This window comes from Mesorhizobium loti (assembly GCF_013170705.1).
GTDB classification, from domain to species: domain Bacteria; phylum Pseudomonadota; class Alphaproteobacteria; order Rhizobiales; family Rhizobiaceae; genus Mesorhizobium; species Mesorhizobium loti_D.
Map to the genome: position 1 here is coordinate 440240 of NZ_CP033334.1, position 18665 is coordinate 458904.

The window sequence follows — 18665 nt, forward strand, 5'->3', positions numbered from 1 at the left end:
TTGAGAGATCACTGGGAGGAAACCAATGGCCGATGTCAATTTGAGACAAGTGAAGAAGTCCTACGGCAATCTCAACATTCTCCACGGCATCGACCTCGATATCAAATCGGGCGAGTTCATCGTCTTCGTCGGCCCGTCGGGCTGCGGGAAGTCGACCTTGCTGCGCTCGATCGCCGGGCTCGAGGAAATCACTTCGGGTGAGCTCAAGATCGACGGCGAGGTGGTCAACGACGTGCCGCCGTCGAAGCGCGGCATCGCCATGGTGTTCCAGTCCTATGCGCTCTATCCGCACATGACCGTCTACGACAACATGGCGTTCTCGATGAAGATCGGCAAGGAGAACAAGGCCGAGATCGACCGCCGCGTGCGCCAGGCGGCGGAAATCCTGCAGCTGACCAAATATCTCGACCGGCTGCCCAAGGCGATGTCGGGTGGCCAGCGCCAGCGCGTCGCCATCGGCCGCGCCATCGTGCGCAATCCGAAAGTGTTCCTGTTCGACGAGCCGCTGTCGAACCTTGACGCCGCACTGCGCGTCGCCACGCGCATCGAGATCGCCAAGCTCAAGGAATCGATGCCCAATACGACCATGATCTACGTCACCCACGACCAGGTCGAAGCGATGACGCTGGCCGATCGCATCGTCGTGCTCAAGGACGGGCACATAGAGCAGGTCGGCACGCCGATGGATCTCTACAAGAAGCCCGGCAATCTGTTCGTCGCCCAGTTCATCGGCTCGCCGGCCATGAACATCCTGCCTGCGACGATCGACAAATCAGGCAGCCCGACCGTCGTCAGCCATGTCGGCGGGCGCAAGGCTACGGTGCCGATCACGACGCCGGCCTCGGCGAAGGGTGCGGCTGTAAGCTTCGGCGTGCGGCCGGAGGACCTGATCATCGCGACCGGCGCGGACTATCTGTTCGAAGGAACGGTCGACTACGTCGAGCAGCTCGGCGAGGTTCAGTTGGTCTATGTCGATATCGGCCGCGCCGACCTGCCACTGGTGACCAAGCTGCCGGGCAATGTCGAGGTCAAGCGCGGCTCGACGCTGCGGCTGACCGCCAATGCCGAGGACTTGCATATCTTCGACACTGATGGGCGATCCTTCGCGCTGCATGAAGCGGAAGCAAAGGCGGCTTAGAAGCCCGTCTCGACAGAAAAAAAGCGGCGGGCAAGGCCCGCCGCTTTCTTTATAGGATCGACTTTGGCTGTTAGTGGCCGAAGAGGTTCCGGTCGGCGCCCTGGGGCGCGGACTTCTGCACGTCGCCCGACGAATTGAGCAGCTTGTAGACGGGCGAATCGCCGTTGCGGATCGAACCCGTGCGCGAGTTGTCGACCGAAGTCGCGGCAGGCTGGTTGGCGCCATTGGAGCCGTAGTTGTCGCTGCCGGCGAAAGCGCTGCCGGAGAGAGCCAGAACGGCGGCGGCGGCAATGATGATCTTGTTCATTTCAAGTCTCCTGAATTTCAAGTTTCAGCAGGGCGGCAGGCAAACCCGCCGCCCTGGAGAATCGGCTGTTAGTGGCCGAAGAGATTGCGGTCGGCACCCTGGACAGACGTCTGAGCAGCCGGTTCCGACTTCCTGATCGACGCGGTGTAAGAGGTGTCGGCCGAAGTGGCAGCGGGCTGGTTGGCGCCGTTGGAGCCGTAGTTGTCGCTGCCGGCGAAAGCGCTGCCGGAGATAGCCAGAACGGCGGCGGCAGCAAGGATCATCTTCTTCATTTCAAGTCTCCTGAATTCTTCGAGTTCCGCCAAGGCGGCGAGCCAGTGCCACCGCCTGCGGGAATCGACTGTTAGTTGTTGCCGAAGAGGTTGCGATCGGCACCCGTGACAGGCGCCTGGGCAGCCGGTTCCGACTTCTTGGTCGAAGCGGTGTACGAACCGTCGACGGCAGCAGTGGCTGCAGGCGCATTCGAACCATAGTGATCGCTACCAGCGAAGGCGCTGCCGGAAATGGCCAGAAGGGCGGCGGCAGTGAGAACAATCTTTTTCATTTTTGGTACTCCAGTATTTTTACGTCCGTCTAGCGGCGTGTCTTGGGATTAAAATCGCGTCGTTCGGACAGCCCCGATGTGGGAAAGCCTGATGGCCGTTTCCAATCACGAAGTTGTTCCGTGTGGACCAAGAGTCCACCACTTGAAATTGTACCAAAGCCTTCCGGATCAAAGATTTTTCTTTTTGATATCAATCGATTAGATAAAATCACCACCGCGATCACCTGATGTATCGGAGGCTCAGCGTTCACACCGTGCTGTACGCACCGTCAACAGAAACGAACCGTTCGGTTCGATTTTAGAATTTGCTAATAGTCACTTTTCGAAACCATTAACCTTTTCTGCTTCGATTCCGGGCGATTTTCGATAGCCGGCACCATCGTCACCGAGACGCGTTTCGTGCCCGCTGTTTCCGATCCGATCGCTGCGCAGGCGTGTCGCGCCACATGGATGCAATGTCGCTTTCATGCCGATGTCGCATTCGCTGTCGTGATTAGATCATGGCCATCTCAGGTGCCGCTTCGTGACGACGGGGCGGAGAATTGGGAAGCCGGTCAAAGTCCGGCGCTGCCCCCGCAACGGTGGTGGAGTTCAAGTCGCAACGGGAGACCACTGGGCGAAAGCCTGGGAAGGTGTCGCGACCGTCCGAAGGGACACTCCAGAGCCCGGAAACCAGCCCGAGATTTCTAAACTCGACTGATCGCGGTGGGCGGTCAAGAGGTGGATGGTGCATGACCGGCGCTTCGCCGGGACTGCATCCGATCCTTCCTCCATCACCACCATAGTCAGTCCTTAAACACGAGGACAGGACATGGATGCGCGTAACGATATGCTGAGGCTCTTGAACAGCCGCAGAGAGGGTTTCTCGCTGGAGCAGCCCTTCTACACCGACCCGGACTATTTCAAGCTCGACATGGAGCTGATCTGGTACCGCGACTGGCTTTTCATCGGCCATGATTGCGAATTGCCCAAGCCCGGCAGCTTCATCACCGTGCAGATCGGCGACTACCCGGTCGTGCTGGTGCGCGATCAGCAGGGCAAGATCAATGCCTTCCACAATTCCTGCCGCCATCGCGGCAGCAGGGTCTGCAACACGGACAAGGGCACGGCCGCCAAGCTGGTCTGTCCCTATCACCAGTGGACCTATGAGCTCGACGGTCGCCTGCTGTTTGCCCGCCAGATGGCCGACGGCTTCGACAAGAGCCAGTTCGGGCTGAAGCCGGTCGCCTGCGAAAGCGTCGCCGGTTACATCTTCATCTGCCTGGCGAAGGAGCCAGCCGACTTCGCGCCGATGCGGGCGATGATCGAACCCTATCTCAAGCCGCACCGGCTCAGCGAGGCAAAGATCGCCTTCGAGAGCACCATCGTCGAAAAGGGCAATTGGAAGCTCGTCTGGGAAAACAACCGCGAGTGCTATCACTGCGCGGGCAATCACCCGGAGCTGTGCAAAACCTTCCCGGAGGCACCGACCGTGACCGGCGTGCAAGGCGCCGACAGCGATCCGGAGATGCTGGCGCACTGGGCCAAATGCGAAGCGGCCGGCCTGCCGAGCAAGTTCCGCATCGACCCGGCGGGGCAATACCGCGCCACGCGGGCGCCGCTGCTGCGCGATGCGGTCAGCTACACGATGAACGGCAAGCGGGCGGTGAAGAAGAACCTCTCCGACAGCGTCTCGGCCGACCGTATCGGCACGTTGATGCACTATCACTATCCGACGACATGGAACCATATCCTGATCGACCATGCCGTCACCTTCCGCGTGCTGCCGATCAGTGCGACCGAAACCGCCGTGACGACCAAATGGCTGGTCCACAAGGACGCGGTCGAGGGCGTCGATTACGATCTTGCCGAACTCACCCATGTGTGGACCGAGACCAACGACCAGGACCGCCGCATCGTCGAGGAAAACGCCCTTGGCATCCTGTCGCCGGCCTATGAGCCCGGTCCCTATTCCGAGCTGCATGAGGGTGGCGTGATCCAGTTCGTCGACTGGTACGCCCGCTTCATCGGCCCGCGCCTCGCCGAAGGCGGCCGGCCGGCGCTGCGCAGCGTCGCCTGAGAGGTTGAGGGATGAATGCGATGACCGACCTTGGCCTCTATCGCCATCTCGATCAGATGGCGCCCTGGAACGACAGGCTGCAGGTGCTGGAAGTGATCGGCGTCAGCGACGAGGCGCCTGACGTCAAGACCTTCACGTTCCGATCGGACAACCAGACCTGGTTCCGCTACAAGCCGGGCCAGTTCGTGACGCTGGAGTTGCCTGCGCCGGACGGGCCGCTGATGCGCACCTATACGCTGTCCTCCTCACCGTCGCGGCCGTTCTCGATCTCGGTCACGGTCAAGGCGCAGGCCGGCAGCATCGGCACGCGATGGATGTTCGATCACCTGACACCCGGTTCGCACGTCAAGGCTTATGGGCCGAGCGGGGACTTTTCGCTGCACAGCCATCCGGCGGCCAAATACCTGTTCATCTCGGCCGGTTCCGGCGTGACGCCGATGATGTCGATGCTGCGCTGGCTGAACGACTGCGCGCCATGGACCGATGTCGGCTTCGTCAATTGCGCGCGTCGCGCCGAAGAGATCATTTTCCGCAAGGAGCTCGAGCTGCTCGGCAGTCATATGCCGGGCTTGTCGCTGGGCTTCATGATCGAGGAGCGGTCAAGCCGCGAGGGCTGGTATGGCCATATGGGCCGCATAGACGCCATCCGGCTGCCATTGCTGGCGCCCGATTTCCGTGAACGCGAAATCTTCTGCTGTGGTCCGGACCCTTTCATGCGCGCCGTGCGCGGCATGCTGGAAGCCGCCGGCTTCGACATGACGAAATACCATCAGGAGAGCTTTGCCGCACCCGCGGTGGAGGAAATCCCGGCGCCGTTCGCAACGCCGTCGCAGGATGGCGTGGCCGTTCCCGTCGAGGCCGCAACGCCGATCCGCTTCGCGTTTTCGGACGTCGACGCCGAATGCGTCGCCGGCCAGACCGTGCTGCAGACGGCGCGTGCCTCTGGCGTGCGGATACCCGCGGCCTGCGAATTCGGCCTGTGCGGAACCTGCAAGGTCAAGAAAGTCTCCGGTGCCGTCGAGATGAGCCACAATGGCGGCATCCTCGATCACGAGATCGACGACGGCTTCATCCTCGCCTGCTGCTCGAAGCCGCTATCGGCTCTCGAAATCGAGGCGTGATCGCCTTGCGCTCCAACTGATCGCCGGAAATGTCGGCGCCCTGCCGGCGCCGGTTGCCTTGCCAAGAAAGAACCGAGCGTTTACAGGCGTTGTCAGTGGAAGCGATCCCGCTGGCGGGCGGGAATTGTGAAGCGGGGGCAACAATGACGCATGATTGCGGCACCTATGCGGTTGCGAGCAGGGACATCGTCTTCGAATCCTTCGATGGCGAGGCCGTCGTGCTCAACCTTGCGAATGGCAAGTATTTTGGCTTCTCCGATTCCGGTAGCAGGGTTTGGCAGGCGCTCTCGTCCGGGGTCAACACCGAAGCCCTGATCGGGCTGACCGTCGGTGGCTCGACACTGGGCGCGGCGGAACTCGAACACTTCATCTCGCAATTGCTCGAAATGGGGTTGCTGGTGCGTTCAGATCAGGTTGCGCAAGCGCTGCCGGGCGAACTATCCGCCGATCTTGCCGCCACGAACGAACCGCTCAATGTGAGCATTCACGACGACCTTGCCGACCTGATCATCGTGGATCCCATCCACGAAGTCGAGGAACCCCTCGGCTGGCCGGCGGTCAAGCAGGCATCCTGACGAGCCGGCTGCGTCCGAGATAGAGGCGCTGGATGCCGCGCGTCACGCTCGAAACCTTGCCGGATTACGCACGGTATCTCATCACCGCCGCGGAAGAAGCCTTTGCACATTATCCGGGCCCGCTGACGGTCCGCCTGCCCCAACTGGAGCTGACCGCGCATGTCGGTCCCGGTGTGCTCGCGGATGCGCTGGGCCACGCCTTTGTCCAGGCCCATGATGGCCTGACCGCACAGTCGGCGTGCCGCATCTTCATCGCCCATCCCGGCATCGGCGGCATCCCTGAGCCGGCAAGGTGGGGCGACGCGCATTTCACCGAATACGGCTTTGCCGAACGGCTCGCCGGGGAGGGGTTGCGTGGCCACTATTTTCACGATCTGGATTTCTGGCAGGTCTACGATCCTGAGCGCCGCATTGGCGTACAGCTGATGGCGTCGGCCGATGCCTTCCCGCCCTGGGAGCCGACAGCGCCGCTGCGGGCCTTCCTGCATTGGGAATATGCGGCGCGCGGCATGCGGCTGACCCATGCCGGCACGCTCGGTGCCAATGGCAAGGGCGTGCTGCTTGCCGGTGCGGGGGGCGCCGGCAAATCCGGTACCGTCGCCGCCGGTCTGCTCAACGGGCTCGACAGCGTCGGCGATGACTATGTGCTGATCGATCTCGCCGGTGGCGTAACCGCGCGGCCTCTGTTTTCGACGCTGAAGCAGGATGCGCGCGGTTTCGCGCGGCTGGGCCTGAAGCAGCGGCTGGGAGTCGAGAGCCCCTTGAACTGGCAGGGCAAGCACACTTTTCACATTGTCGACATAGCGCCCCGGCCGGTCCCCCCGGCGCTGGACATCGTTGCGCTGGTGGTGCCACATATCGGCGGTGGCGAGGCGAGTTCGATCGTGCCGGTGTCGCGGCGGGACGCCATGATAGCGCTGGCACCGTCGGGCATCATGCAAATGCCGGGAGAACGCGAAAGCGGCTTCCGTTTCTTCGGCGATCTCACCCGCCTGCTGCCAAGCTACCGTCTGTCCTTGGGAACGCATCCCGGGGAGATCGCAGGCACCATTGCGGATTTTCTGACGCGAGTTGCTTCGTGAAGTTGAGCGTGATCATGCCTGTCTACAACCGCGAGCGCTATGTCGTTTCGGCATTGCGCTCGCTGGTGCGACAGCGCGACGCCGCCGATCTCGACATCATCGTCATCGATGACGGCTCGACCGACGGCTCGGCGGAGGCCGTGCGCTCGATGATGGGGGAAAACCCCTGCATCCGCCTGTTTCGGCAGGAGAACATGGGCGTGACCAAGACCCGCAACGCCGGCCTCAAGCTGCTCAAACCGGAAACGGAGCTCGTGTCGTTCCTCGATTCGGACGATGTCTCGCCGGTCGGGCGATTCAAGGCCGATATTGCGTTCTTTCAGGCCGACCCCGGTCTTGAGCTCACCTATTCGCTCATGATGCTGGTCGACGGCATCGACGACGACAGGCTGGAACCCGAGCCCGGCAGCCATTTCATGACGGTGCGGGGAATTCATCTGTCATCGGGCATTTTCTCGCGCAGGCTCGTCGATCGGATGGGTGGCTTCGATGAGGCCTTCCAGCAGGCGGAGGACACCGACTATCTGCTGCGCACCTTTGAAAGTGGACCCAGATTCGTCACGCCGGATACCGTGGCGCTTTATTACAGACGTCACCCCGGCAACATGACGAAGCAGGCCGACACATCCCTTCGGGAGTTCATGCGAGCCATCCACAAATCGATGCGACGGCGAAAGGCCGACCCCTCCTTGCGCGGCGTCGAAGGCATCTTCGATGTCAAAGAACTCGCCAATTGGCGGTTCATGTAGCATGCGGAACTACGGCGTCGTCATACCGGCCTTCAACGCAAGCGGCACGATTGCCGAGACCCTGCTCTCGGTCGCGGCGCAGACGGTGCGGCCTGAACTGGTGGTGATCGTCGACGATGGTTCGACCGACGATCTCGCTTCGGCGATCAGCGGAACAGAGTTGCCGATCCACCTGTTGCGCCAGGCAAATTCAGGGCCCGGCAGCGCCACGACCAGGGGCATCGCGGCGCTGTCGACGCCGTTGATCGCGACGCTTGACGCGGACGACCTCTGGCTGCCGAACAAGATGGAGAGGCAGATCGCGCATCTGGAGAGATTTCCCACGACATCGGGGGTTTTCTGTCACTGGCGGAATTTCCGCAACGACCGGCCCGACGCGCCCGAGGCCGAGGCGGTGCCCGGCTGGTCGCGCACCACCATGATGATCCGCCGAGAGGTCGCCGAGACGGTTGGGCCAATCGTCGATCCGCCGGGCGGCCGGGGCGAAATGATCGACTGGATCGCCCGGGTACGCGAAGCGGGCCTTGCCCTCGACATGCTGGACGAAGTGCTGGCGCGGCGCCGCATCCGGCCTGGCAGCCTGTCTTACGGGCGCGATCCGGCACGCGACCGCGGCTATCTCCAGGTCGCGCGGCTCGCCATGCTGCGGCGGGCGCGGGACAAGGCCGGCTCGGGCTGATGGCTCATATCCGCCGTATCGAGCGACGCTTCCCGGACTATGGCTGGTCATGGCCGACGGGTGGGCTCGACCAATTGCTCAAGGCAGCGCTCCTTGCCGACGAGGACGCCGCTGCCGCCTGCGCCGCACGCTGGCTGGACGAGAACGATATCGATCTCGTCTCGTTCCGCGAGCACCGGCTGCTGGCCGCGATCTCCGACAGGTTCGGCAGGAAGCTCGCCGGCCATTCCGCTTATCCGCGCCTCGTCGGCCTGCAGAAGATGCTGTGGACCAAATCGCGCATGGCCATGCGCGAGGCCGAGCCGGCGCTGAAGGCGATGGCGGATGCGGGATGCCAGGTGATGCTGATCAAGGGCGCCAGCCGCATTGCCCTGAACGCATCGGCACAGCGCGGCAGGGTGGCGCACGACATCGACATATTGGTGCGGCCGCGAGACATTCAGACGGCCTTCGACGTGCTGCGCGACGGCGACTGGCAGATCGCCACCGGCGTCAGCCCGCAATATCTGCGGACAAGACTGGCGTCGCTGCGCTCGATGAATTTCTTCAAGGGCAATCTTGGCGACATCGACCTGCACCAGCTCGCCTATGACGGCTCGCAGCGGAGCGACGAAGACGACGTGGCCATCTGGCGGCGGGCCGATGGCGCCGAATTCAGCGACGTCGACGTGCTGGTGCCGTCGCCGGCCGACCGCATCGCGCTTGCCATCGCGCATGGCGGCCTCGACGCCCACACCCACAGCGACTGGCTGGTCGATTGCGCCGTGGCCATTCGCGGCGGCGACGTCGACTGGGACGTGTTCCTCGATGTTGTCGCAAGGCGCGGCCTTGCCGTTGCCGCGGCGGTGGCGCTCTCCTACCTGACGCTCGAAACAGGCGTGACGACGCCGGACCGGGTGCTGGCGCGTGTGCTTGACATGGCCGACCGCTCCGGCCTCTCGCGCTGGTCGGCCGTGCTGCAGGCCAAGCCGCGGACCGATTTCGGCAGGCTGGCATGGCTGTCGCGCGGCCTTGCCAAGCAGTTGCGGCTGAGGCGCAAGAGCGGCCGGCTGCGCCAGGAGCCGCCAGCCAAGGCGTGGCGCGGCAGGCCAGCTCGCAACGAGCCGCCGGAAACGACGACGCCGTCGGTCTTCTCACAGGCCATACCTTGCCCGCCAACGGTAAGCGAGATGATGCTGGACATCACGGTCAGGATCAGTGTTCCACCGGTCCGGCGCCGCATCGAGATGGAGATCAATGCCGATAACCACCATGTCGCGCGCCTGCGCGCCATGGCCATCAGCCGATCGGGCGGGGAGCGGGTGCTGCATTTTCGCGGCAAGGTGACGCTTGATGGGCAACGGCATGCCTTGACGCTGGAGGCACGACCCTCCCGGCAATTCCGGCAATGGGACGATGCGGTGGCGGTCGCGGCCTATGGCGCGCTGCCCTTCCACCTGATCTCGGCGACGTTCTCGCCTATTGGCTGAAATGAAAGCACTCGCCAAGCATTGCTCGGCCTGTTGCAAGAGTCCTGGACGGACAATCCAGATCTCGACGCGGTGCCAACGAACATCGCAGCCCGGAACGGCGCGATTAACTGCACTTTAGGCAATCCCGGCTAGCTTGCGGCGTCAGACAGGTGCATCCGTGCACCCGCCCGTGATTTCGTCGTACTGCATAAAAATGATCTTTGTTGGAGCGGTGCGATGAGTATGGGAAGTGTCAGAAACATCAGCACCGCCACCGGCTTTGCCTCTTCGATTGGAAGCTTGTCGCCGGTCTGGCTTGTCGCGGCCGTGGTGGTGTTTTCTTTTTTCATGCCCTGGACGGCGGGCGACAATACCGACGTCAGCTGGCTCGTCGTCATCTGCGAAAAAGTCCTTGATGGGCAAAAGCTCTATGTCGACATTCTGGAGACCAATCCGCCCTTCTCCGTCGCCCTGTATATCGGCCCGGTATGGCTGTCCCACAGGCTTGGCATCTCGGCCGAATCGGCGGTCGAGTGCTTCATCTATCTGGTCTTCTTCGTTTCAATGGCGCTGTCGGCCGTGGTCATCGAGCGAAGCCGTATCTTCGCCGATCTGAAGACGCAGTGGATCTATCCCGCGCTGGCGGTTCTGCTTCTCATCATGCCTGGGAATGTTTTCGGCCAGCGCGAACATGTCGGTACGATGTTGTTCATGCCGATGCTGTTGCTGATGATGTGGCGGATTGAACGCCGCCCTGACGCGCCGGTTCCTCTTGGCCTTGCCGTGGCGGTCGGCCTGGCTGGAAGCGTGCTGCTCCTGGTCAAACCACATTGGGCAACCGGCATCGTCCTGCCTTACCTCTTCATCGCCTGGCGCAAACGCTCGCTGATGGCGTGCCTGACTGCTGAAAATGTCGTCATCTTCACGGTCTGCGCCGCCTATCTCGTCAGTGTGTATCTGTGGTTTCCCGATTTTCTCGGCGCCTTCCTGCAATTGCTGATGCGCTACTATGTCAGCCTGCGGGCCAACATAAACATGTTGGCCGCGTTGCCGACCTTTATCGTCTTTGTCGTTTTCACGGTTTTCCAGATGCGCAAATCCGTCTGGCGAGACGACGTCGCACTGGCGATGGCGAGTGCAGCCGGTTTCTTTATCTCGATGCTTTACCTTGGGAAATACTGGCCCAACCACCAGTATCCCTACCAGACCACGATGGTGTTCGCGATGCTGCTGGCGGTGGCATCCCGGTGGCGAGTGGCGACTGGCCTCGCAAACGCGGAAGCCGCCTCCGAGGTCGCCAGCGTCAAGCTCCATGCCGCGGCCGCGCTGGCCGTGGTCGCCGCGCTTTCGGTGACGCACCACCAGTTCTACCAACTGCCCGAGAAAAGCCTGGTCGATGCCATCAAGAGCCGTTATGCCTCGCCATCGATCGTTCAGGTCAGTTCCGACCTTTCCGTCGGCAATCCGCTGACAAGAATGACCAATGGCCGCTGGCTGTCGGCCTATGCTCATGATTGGGTCGGCACCTACGCGCTCTGGGGCCTGATGCGAGGGACATATCAAGGCGAAGACGAACGCATCGCGCGGCGGGACCTTGACGATTACACCCGCTACCTGAATTCCCTGATCCGCGACAACAAGCCCGATATCATCCTGATGGATCGGATGGACAAGAAAAAGTCGGCATGGTCGCTCACAGGGGACTTTCCGCCAATCTGGATTGTGTGGATGCGCCAGAACGCGGATTTCCAAACCCTGATGGGCGACTACGAGGAAATCGCGAGCGGGGATTATATCGAAGTCTATGCACGGCGCCCGGACGCCCATTAGAGCAGTTCACCGTTTTACGGAAACGGCGATCTCCTCTAACGCTTTGTTTTGACGCCATTCCCAAGGGAAAGCGCCACGCGCTTTCCCCGGGAAAACCGTTTTACACCTTCCCTGTAATTGCTCATGGCTCACTCACTCGGCCTTCGTCACCCGCCGCAGCGTCAGATTGATCCTGCCGCCGTTCTTCAGCAACGCCGAGGTCGAGGGATAGATGCGGTCGACGCCGTGGAAGCAGAGGCGCCCCTCGCCGCCGAGTACGACGACGTCACCGCTTTTCAGCCTGAACGACTTGGTCGCGCCCTCGCGCGTCGTCTGACCGACCCTGAACAGGCAATCATCGCCCAGTGAGACGGAGACGACGGGTGCCGAGAAATCGGCCTCGTCGCGGTCCTGGTGCAGGCCCATCTTCGCGTCCGCCATGTAGAAATTGATCAGGCAGGCCTCCGGCGGGCCAGGATAGCCCGACACCTGCCGCCAAAGGTCGAGCAGGCCCTCCGGGATCGGCGGCCATGGTTCCCCGGTCAACGGATGCGTCGGCTGGTAGCGATAGCCCCGCTCCTTGTCGGTGACCCAGCCGAGCGTGCCGCAATTGGTCATGCGCACGCTCATCTCCTTGCCGGTGCGCGGCATGGCCGGCACGTACAGCGGGGCCTGCTGGACGATGTTTCTCACCGCCTCGACAAGCGCCTCCTGAACAGTGCGCGGCAGATAGGCCGGCATGTGGCGGACTCCCTTGGGCAGAACAAGCATTGAACAGCGCACCTTGAGATGGTTCGAGTCTGCAAGATGCCACCATCAAGGAAAAACAGCGACCCGAAAGCCGCCGCCGATCTCGTCGCGGCTGTCGATGCGGTATGGGCGATGAATTCACGAAGGTGTTTCCGCGGAGCGCAACTGGTAAAATCGAAAGCGCCGCGCGTCCTTTCGGATGCGCGGCGCTTGACTTTGCCGTATCGAAACGGCGCGACCTGGCTAACAAGTCATGGGATGCGCAGCACCTGACCTGGATAGATCTTGTCCGGGTGGGTCAGCATCGGCCTGTTGGCCTCGAAGATGGCCGTATTCTTGGCGCCCTGGCCCTTGCCGTAGCTTTTCTCGGCGATCTTCCAGAGGTTGTCACCCTTCTGAACGGTGTAGAAGGTCGGTTCCTTGGCCGGTGCAGCCGCCTTGCCGGCATCCGGCGCGACCTGCAATTCGTCGGCCTGCACCTTGGAGACACCCAGCGTGTTGCCGACGGCAATCACCGCCTTTTCGAAGATCGACTGGTCCTTGACCACGCCTTTTAGTACCGCCGTGTCACCCTGGACGACGACCTGCACGCCATCGGTGCCGAGCTTGTGCGAATCGAGCTCCTTCTTGAGCGTGTCGGCAGTGGGTGCGGCTTCCTCGTCGCCGCCGATGCCCAGTTTCTTGCCGACGCTTTTGACGAAATCGAACATGCCCATCTTTAGTCTCCCTTGCTGTGGCAATGGCGAAACCTTGCATCTGAGGCGTCAAATGGAAAGCCATTTTATGCACGCGGATGGTGTGGTGCTTAATCGTTCTCCACCCGGCCGCGCAGCTTCTTGATCGTGCCGCGCCCGGCCTTGCTTTTCAGCCGCCGTTCCACCGCGCCTTTCGAGGGGCGCGTCTTCTTGCGCGGCGGCGGCGGCGGCTCGGCGGCCTTGGCCACCAGTGCCGTCAGCCTCGCCCTTGCATCGGCGCGATTCTGCTCCTGGGTACGGAAGCGCCCGGCCTCGATGACGATGACGCCGTCCTTGGTGGCGCGCTGGCCGGCAAGCTTGATCGTGCGTGCGCGCACGCGCTCCGAGAGGCCGGCCGCGTTGGCCGCGTCAAAGCGCAGTTGCACGGCCGTCGCCACCTTGTTGACGTTCTGGCCGCCGGGACCGGACGAGCGGATGAAATCCTCGTGCAGGTCGCCCGGATGGATCACGGCTTCGTCTGATATGATGATGTTGTCATCGATCGGCATGCCGCAGTCATGGCGCGGTGGACCAGAAAAGAAAAGGCCCGATCGAAACCGGGCCTTCAATGGTGCTGAGCGGCGTGACGACTACTCCGCCGCTTCCTGCATGCGGGGCGCCGCACCCATGACGGTCGCATCGACATGCGGCTCGAATTTCTCGAAGTTGACCGCGAACATCCCGACCAGTCTTGCCGCCTGCCGGTCATAGGCGGCCTTGTCGGCCCAGGTCGAGCGCGGATCGAGAATTTTGCTGTCAACGCCAGGCACGGCCACCGGCACCTCGAAGCCGAAATTGGCGTCGGTACGGAATGCGCCGGTCTTCAGCGAGCCGTCGAGCGCGGCGGCCAGCAGAGCGCGCGTCGCCTTGATCGGCATGCGCTTGCCGGTGCCATAAGCGCCGCCGGTCCAGCCAGTGTTGACCAGCCAGCAGTCGGCGCCATGGCTGGCGATGAGCGCGCGCAGCAGGTTGCCGTATTCCGACGGGTGGCGCGGCATGAACGGCGCACCGAAACAGGTCGAGAACGTCGCCTCGGGCTCGGTGACGCCCTTTTCGGTTCCGGCCACCTTGGCCGTGTAACCGGAGAGGAAATGATACATCGCCTGCGCCGGGGTCAGCCGCGCGATCGGCGGCATCACGCCGAAGGCATCGGCGGTCAGCATGATGATGTTCCTGGGATGATTGGCGCGCCCGGTCTTCGAGGCGTTGGGGATGAAGTCGAGGGGATAGGCGCAGCGGGTGTTTTCGGTGAGGCGGCCGTCATTGAAGTCCGGCACGCCGTCGGCGTCGAGCACGACATTTTCCAGAACCGTGCCGAAGCGCTGCGTGGTGGCGAAGATCTCCGGTTCGGCTTCCGCCGAAAGCTTGATGGTCTTGGCGTAGCAGCCGCCCTCGAAGTTGAAGATGCCATGCGGACCCCAGCCATGCTCGTCGTCGCCGATCAGCGTGCGCGACGGGTCGGCCGAGAGCGTCGTCTTGCCGGTTCCCGACAGCCCGAAGAATATGGCGGCGTCGCCAGCCGGCCCCTCATTGGCCGAGCAGTGCATCGGCATCACGCCCTTCTGCGGCAACAGGTAGTTGAGCATGGTGAACACCGACTTCTTCATCTCGCCGGCATAGGAGGTGCCGCCGATCAGCACGATCTTGCGGCTGAGGTCGACGGCGATCACCGTCTCGGTGCGGCTGCCGTGGCGGGCGGGATCGGCGCGGAACGACGGCAGGTCGATGATCGTCATCTCAGGCACGAACTGTTCGAGTTCGGCGCTATCCGGACGGATGAGCAGATTGCGGATGAACAGCGAGTGCCAGGCAAATTCGGTGATCACCCTGGTGGGAAGCTTCAGCTCCGCGTCGGCGCCGCCGACCAGGTCCTGCACGTAAAGATCCTTGTCCGCAGCGTGGGCGCGGAAATCGGCAAGCAGCGTCTCGAACTGGGCCGGAGAGATCGCCTTGTTGTTGTCCCACCAGACATGCGGCTCGGTGGCGGCGTCGCGGACGACGAATTTGTCCTTGGGCGAACGGCCTGTGTGCTGGCCGGTCTCGGCGACCAGCGCGCCATGCGCGGTCAGCCGGGCCTCGCCGCGCCGGATCGAGTCCTCATAAAGGGCGGCCGCCCCGCAATTGTAGCGCACCACGCCGGTGGTTTTCAGGCCGATACGATCGATCGCGCAAGCAGGATTGCGTTTGCCGACTTCCGACATTGGTGTCCCTTCTTCGATTTGCCGCGTCTTTGCCGGCGTATTTCCGGCACGCCCGCTATACGGGCTGAGATGGTCAGAACCAGAAAAGCCAAATGATATCAAATCATTAATCGATTTAAATATTTTGAAAGTTGTTTAAATCGTTTATATATGCAAAAAGTTTCACGGTTGCCCAAAGGATTGGCCGCGTTCGTTCGTCCAATCCATGTCGAGGTAGGATTGTGGCCTGCGGCACCCCGCGCGTGACAGCGGACAAGGCCTATGCCACATTTTGTACCTAATTTGTCCTGCAAAAGCCCCTTCTCTACGAAAGAAGGGACAGCTCATGAGGGAGCCGCTTGAAATGGCAACAATCGCGCTTGTCGATGACGACCGCAACATTCTGACGTCGGTGTCGATCGCCCTTGAATCCGAGGGATATCGTGTCGAGACCTACACGGATGGTGCGTCCGCGCTGGAAGGCCTGGCGGCGCGTCCGCCGAATCTCGCCATCCTCGACATCAAGATGCCGCGCATGGATGGCATGGAGCTTTTGCGCCGGATGCGCCAGAAGTCCGACCTGCCGGTGATCTTCCTGACCTCCAAGGACGACGAGATCGATGAGTTGTTCGGCCTCAAGATGGGCGCCGACGATTTCATCCGCAAACCGTTCTCGCAGCGCCTGCTTGTCGAGCGGGTGCGCGCCGTGCTGCGCCGTGCCAGCGCCCGCGAGGCCGCGGCAAAGGCGCCCAGCCAGCAGGCCCGCTCGCTCGAACGCGGCCAGCTCGTCATGGACCAGGAACGCCACACCTGCACCTGGAAGGGTGAACCGGTAACGCTTACCGTAACCGAATTCCTGATCCTGCATTCGCTGGCGCAGCGCCCCGGTGTCGTAAAAAGTCGTGATGCGCTGATGGATTCGGCTTATGATGAGCAGGTCTATGTCGATGACCGCACGATCGACAGCCACATCAAGCGGCTGCGCAAGAAGTTCAAGGCTGTCGACGACGACTTCGAAATGATCGAAACCCTTTACGGAGTCGGATACCGGTTCCGCGAAGCCTGAGCTGATGCATGTCGCCCAAAAGTGATCCCGTATGGGAATAGCGACATGCACCGAACCGAAGACTAAGCAGGGCCTGCTATTCGATGGCAGTGGAAGCACAGCGAACAAGACCGGCGGGCGCTGCCAGGCGGCCGTCGCGCATCATGCCGTCCTTCGTGTCGAAGATCACCGTGCCGATGCGCCGCTTCCTCGGCCATCACATCTTTTCCAGCCTGACGCGACGCATTCTGTTTCTCAACCTTGCCGGCCTGGCCGTCCTGGTCACCGGTATCCTCTATCTCAACACCTTCCGCGACGGGCTGATCGATGCCCGCGTCGAAAGTCTGATGACGCAGGGCGAAATCATCGCCGGCGCGATCGCGGCATCGGCGACGGTCGAGACCGATTCGATCAGCATCGACCCGGAAAAGCTGCTTGAGCTGCAGGCCGGCGAAAGCCTGGGGCCGGGCTCCGACCAGCTCGACAATCTGGATTTTCCGATCAATCCCGAACGCGTCGCCCCGGTGCTGCGGCGATTGATCTCGCCGACCCGGACGCGGGCACGCATCTATGATCGCGACGCCAATCTGCTGCTTGATTCGCGCCATCTCTATTCGCGCGGCCAGATCCTGCGCTACGACCTGCCGCCGGTCGACGAGGAAGAGCCCGACCTTGTCGAGCGCATCCAGAAATTCATCTTCGACTTCTTCCGCAACACCGACCTGCCGGTCTATCACGAACAGCCGGGCGGCAATGGCGCGGCCTTCCCGGAGGTGGTCAAGGCGCTGACCGGCAGCCCGTCGACCATCGTGCGCGTCTCGGAACAGGGCGAGCAGATCGTTTCGGTGGCGGTGCCGATCCAGCGCTTCCGCGCCGTTCTCGGCGTGCTGATGCTGTCGACCGAGGGCGGCGACATCGACAAGATCGTCGCCGCCGAGCGCAAGGCGATCCTGCGCGTCTTCGGCATCGCGGCGCTCGTCACCGCTATCCTGTCGATGCTTTTGGCCTCGACAATCGCCAACCCGCTGCGCCGGCTGTCGGCGGCGGCCGTGCGGGTCAGGCGCGGCGTCAAGAGCCGCGAGGAGATCCCGGACTTTTCCGACCGGCAGGACGAGATCGGCAATCTGTCGGTCGCGGTGCGCGACATGACCAACGCGCTCTATGCCCGCATCGAAGCGATCGAAAGCTTCGCCGCCGACGTTTCGCATGAATTGAAGAACCCACTGACGTCACTGCGAAGCGCGGTTGAAACCCTGCCGCTGGCCAAGAACGACAATTCGCGCAGCCGGCTGATGGAGATCATCCAGCATGACGTCCGGCGGCTGGACCGGCTCATCACCGATATTTCCGACGCCTCCCGCCTCGATGCCGAACTCGCGCGCGAAGACGCGGGAACCGTGGACCTGAAGAAATTCGTCACCGATCTGGTGGCCGTGTCGCGCGAGACCACCCGCAACAAGAAAGCGGTCGAGATCGAACTCAAGGTCGCCAAGTTGCCGCAGGGCGTCAAAGGCTATTTCGTCGTCGGCCACGATCTGCGTATCGGCCAGGTCATCACCAATTTGATCGAGAATGCGCGCTCCTTCGTTCCCGAGGACCACGGCCATATCAGCCTTTCGCTGGCGCGCGCCGGAAAGTTCAACATCCTCACCGTCGACGACAACGGCCCCGGCATCCGCGCCGACAACATCGACCGCATCTTCGAGCGTTTCTACACCGACCGGCCGGCCGGCGAGGCGTTCGGCCAGAATTCGGGCCTTGGCCTGTCGATCTCCAGGCAGATCGTCGAGGCCCATGGCGGCACGCTGACCGCCGAGAACATTCCCGGCACCAAGCCCGGCGAGATCAAGGGCGCGCGCTTCGTCGTGACGCTGCCGGCCGAAGCATGATCCCGAGCCGAAGGGCAGCGGGATCATGTCCGTTGCAAAAGACGTGATCCGTGCGGCCTGAAAACATTCACGCGACGGCGGTGCTGATCGGCGAACGTGGCATTCTGGTCAGCGGAGCATCCGGCTCGGGCAAGACGACGCTGGCGCTGGCGCTCATCGACCATTGCCATCAGCGCGGATTGTTCTCACGGCTGGTCGGCGACGACCAGCTTTTCATCGAGGCGCGTGCGGGGCGGCTGGTATGCCGCGCACCCGCTGCCATCGCCGGCCTCGCCGAAGTCCCGGGACTTGGTCCTCGGCCGCTGCCATTCGAACCCGCCTGCGTCGTCGACCTGCATCTACGCCTGCTGCCGGCCGGCGAAATCGCGCGCTTCCAGGAGGACGCCAGCGACGAGATCGCCGGCTGCGTGGTGCCGCGGATCGATCTGGCCGAACGCAACGTCCAGGCTGCCCTGCCCGCCGTGATGGCGCGGCTGTCCATCATGCCTTTTCTATGATCCGCCCGGGATTTTTTGCTGCAATGCGTCAAAATGGCATGGGCAGGCGCAATTTT

At 62.5% G+C, this 18665-nt stretch carries 20 protein-coding genes and 1 riboswitch; of the genes, 12 read left to right on the forward strand and 8 right to left on the reverse strand.

Annotation, left to right across the window (positions count from 1 at the left end; translation table 11 throughout):
- Positions 1–25 precede the first annotated feature (25 nt).
- Positions 26–1138, forward strand: coding sequence for an ABC transporter ATP-binding protein (locus EB815_RS01960; protein ID WP_056569096.1), 1113 nt, complete (start codon positions 26–28; stop codon positions 1136–1138).
- A gap of 70 nt (positions 1139–1208) precedes the next feature.
- Here EB815_RS01960 and EB815_RS01965 read toward each other — a convergent pair whose 3' ends face one another.
- The 4 genes from EB815_RS01965 to EB815_RS01980 form a co-directional block, all read right to left on the reverse strand.
- Positions 1209–1445, reverse strand: a complete 237-nt coding sequence (locus EB815_RS01965) for a DUF680 domain-containing protein (protein ID WP_056569092.1) — start codon at positions 1443–1445, stop codon at positions 1209–1211.
- A gap of 68 nt (positions 1446–1513) precedes the next feature.
- Complete coding sequence (locus tag EB815_RS01970; protein ID WP_056569089.1) at positions 1514–1717, reverse strand: DUF680 domain-containing protein; 204 nt, start codon at positions 1715–1717, stop codon at positions 1514–1516.
- Positions 1718–1788: 71 nt separating this feature from the next.
- Positions 1789–1989, reverse strand: a complete 201-nt coding sequence (locus tag EB815_RS01975) for a DUF680 domain-containing protein (RefSeq protein ID WP_056569087.1) — start codon at positions 1987–1989, stop codon at positions 1789–1791.
- A gap of 315 nt (positions 1990–2304) precedes the next feature.
- Positions 2305–2457, reverse strand: a complete 153-nt coding sequence (locus EB815_RS01980; protein WP_155772467.1) for a hypothetical protein — start codon at positions 2455–2457, stop codon at positions 2305–2307.
- A 26-nt stretch (positions 2458–2483) separates the two neighbouring features.
- A riboswitch (cobalamin riboswitch) is annotated at positions 2484–2684 on the forward strand.
- Positions 2685–2800: 116 nt separating this feature from the next.
- On the opposite strand from EB815_RS01980, the gene EB815_RS01985 reads away from it, so the two are divergent.
- The 8 genes from EB815_RS01985 to EB815_RS02020 all read left to right on the forward strand — a co-directional run bounded on the left by EB815_RS01985 (position 2801) and on the right by EB815_RS02020 (position 11535).
- Entirely contained in the window at positions 2801–4048 is a 1248-nt protein-coding gene (locus EB815_RS01985; RefSeq protein WP_056569084.1) for an aromatic ring-hydroxylating oxygenase subunit alpha, read from the forward strand.
- Between the two features lie 20 nt (positions 4049–4068).
- Positions 4069–5169, forward strand: a complete 1101-nt coding sequence (locus EB815_RS01990; protein WP_081295051.1) for a hybrid-cluster NAD(P)-dependent oxidoreductase — start codon at positions 4069–4071, stop codon at positions 5167–5169.
- Between the two features lie 29 nt (positions 5170–5198).
- Positions 5199–5744: a PqqD family protein gene (locus EB815_RS01995; protein WP_244494016.1), complete on the forward strand. Its 546-nt coding sequence runs from the start codon at positions 5199–5201 to the stop codon at positions 5742–5744.
- A 32-nt stretch (positions 5745–5776) separates the two neighbouring features.
- Positions 5777–6826 carry a hypothetical protein gene (locus EB815_RS02000; RefSeq protein ID WP_056569075.1) on the forward strand — a complete coding sequence of 350 codons (1050 nt, stop codon included), beginning with the start codon at positions 5777–5779 and terminating at the stop codon, positions 6824–6826.
- Positions 6823–7575: a glycosyltransferase family 2 protein gene (locus tag EB815_RS02005; RefSeq protein ID WP_056569072.1), complete on the forward strand. Its 753-nt coding sequence runs from the start codon at positions 6823–6825 to the stop codon at positions 7573–7575. Before EB815_RS02000 ends, EB815_RS02005 begins: the two co-directional genes overlap by 4 nt.
- Position 7576: 1 nt before the next feature.
- Positions 7577–8254: a glycosyltransferase family 2 protein gene (locus EB815_RS02010; protein ID WP_056569069.1), complete on the forward strand. Its 678-nt coding sequence runs from the start codon at positions 7577–7579 to the stop codon at positions 8252–8254.
- Positions 8254–9723: a nucleotidyltransferase family protein gene (locus tag EB815_RS02015; protein WP_056569066.1), complete on the forward strand. Its 1470-nt coding sequence runs from the start codon at positions 8254–8256 to the stop codon at positions 9721–9723. The genes EB815_RS02010 and EB815_RS02015 overlap by 1 nt, the downstream gene beginning before the upstream one ends.
- Positions 9724–9942: 219 nt before the next feature.
- A complete protein-coding gene (locus EB815_RS02020; RefSeq protein WP_155772468.1) occupies positions 9943–11535 on the forward strand; it encodes a hypothetical protein in 1593 nt (530 codons plus the stop codon).
- Positions 11536–11667: 132 nt separating this feature from the next.
- On the opposite strand, the gene EB815_RS02025 is transcribed toward EB815_RS02020, so the two are convergent.
- From EB815_RS02025 to EB815_RS02040, 4 genes are all read right to left on the reverse strand, one after another.
- The gene (locus EB815_RS02025; RefSeq protein WP_056569060.1) at positions 11668–12285 is read right to left on the reverse strand and encodes an alpha-ketoglutarate-dependent dioxygenase AlkB family protein; all 618 of its coding nucleotides are present in this window, start codon (positions 12283–12285) and stop codon (positions 11668–11670) included.
- 230 nt (positions 12286–12515) lie between these two features.
- Positions 12516–12980 (reverse strand): peptidoglycan-binding protein LysM, encoded by a 465-nt coding sequence (lysM, locus tag EB815_RS02030; protein ID WP_019862690.1) that lies wholly within the window; start codon positions 12978–12980, stop codon positions 12516–12518.
- Between the two features lie 89 nt (positions 12981–13069).
- Positions 13070–13507: an alternative ribosome rescue aminoacyl-tRNA hydrolase ArfB gene (gene arfB, locus EB815_RS02035; protein WP_056569055.1), complete on the reverse strand. Its 438-nt coding sequence runs from the start codon at positions 13505–13507 to the stop codon at positions 13070–13072.
- An 81-nt stretch (positions 13508–13588) separates the two neighbouring features.
- Positions 13589–15199 carry a phosphoenolpyruvate carboxykinase gene (locus EB815_RS02040; protein ID WP_056569052.1) on the reverse strand — a complete coding sequence of 537 codons (1611 nt, stop codon included), beginning with the start codon at positions 15197–15199 and terminating at the stop codon, positions 13589–13591.
- 343 nt (positions 15200–15542) lie between these two features.
- Between EB815_RS02040 and EB815_RS02045 the strand changes: the two genes are divergently transcribed.
- The 3 genes from EB815_RS02045 to EB815_RS02055 all read left to right on the forward strand — a co-directional run bounded on the left by EB815_RS02045 (position 15543) and on the right by EB815_RS02055 (position 18609).
- Complete coding sequence (locus EB815_RS02045) at positions 15543–16244, forward strand: response regulator transcription factor (protein ID WP_010912942.1); 702 nt, start codon at positions 15543–15545, stop codon at positions 16242–16244.
- A gap of 83 nt (positions 16245–16327) precedes the next feature.
- Complete coding sequence (locus tag EB815_RS02050; protein ID WP_056569049.1) at positions 16328–18112, forward strand: sensor histidine kinase; 1785 nt, start codon at positions 16328–16330, stop codon at positions 18110–18112.
- A 50-nt stretch (positions 18113–18162) separates the two neighbouring features.
- Positions 18163–18609 carry an HPr kinase/phosphorylase gene (locus EB815_RS02055; RefSeq protein WP_056569046.1) on the forward strand — a complete coding sequence of 149 codons (447 nt, stop codon included), beginning with the start codon at positions 18163–18165 and terminating at the stop codon, positions 18607–18609.
- Positions 18610–18665 lie beyond the last annotated feature (56 nt).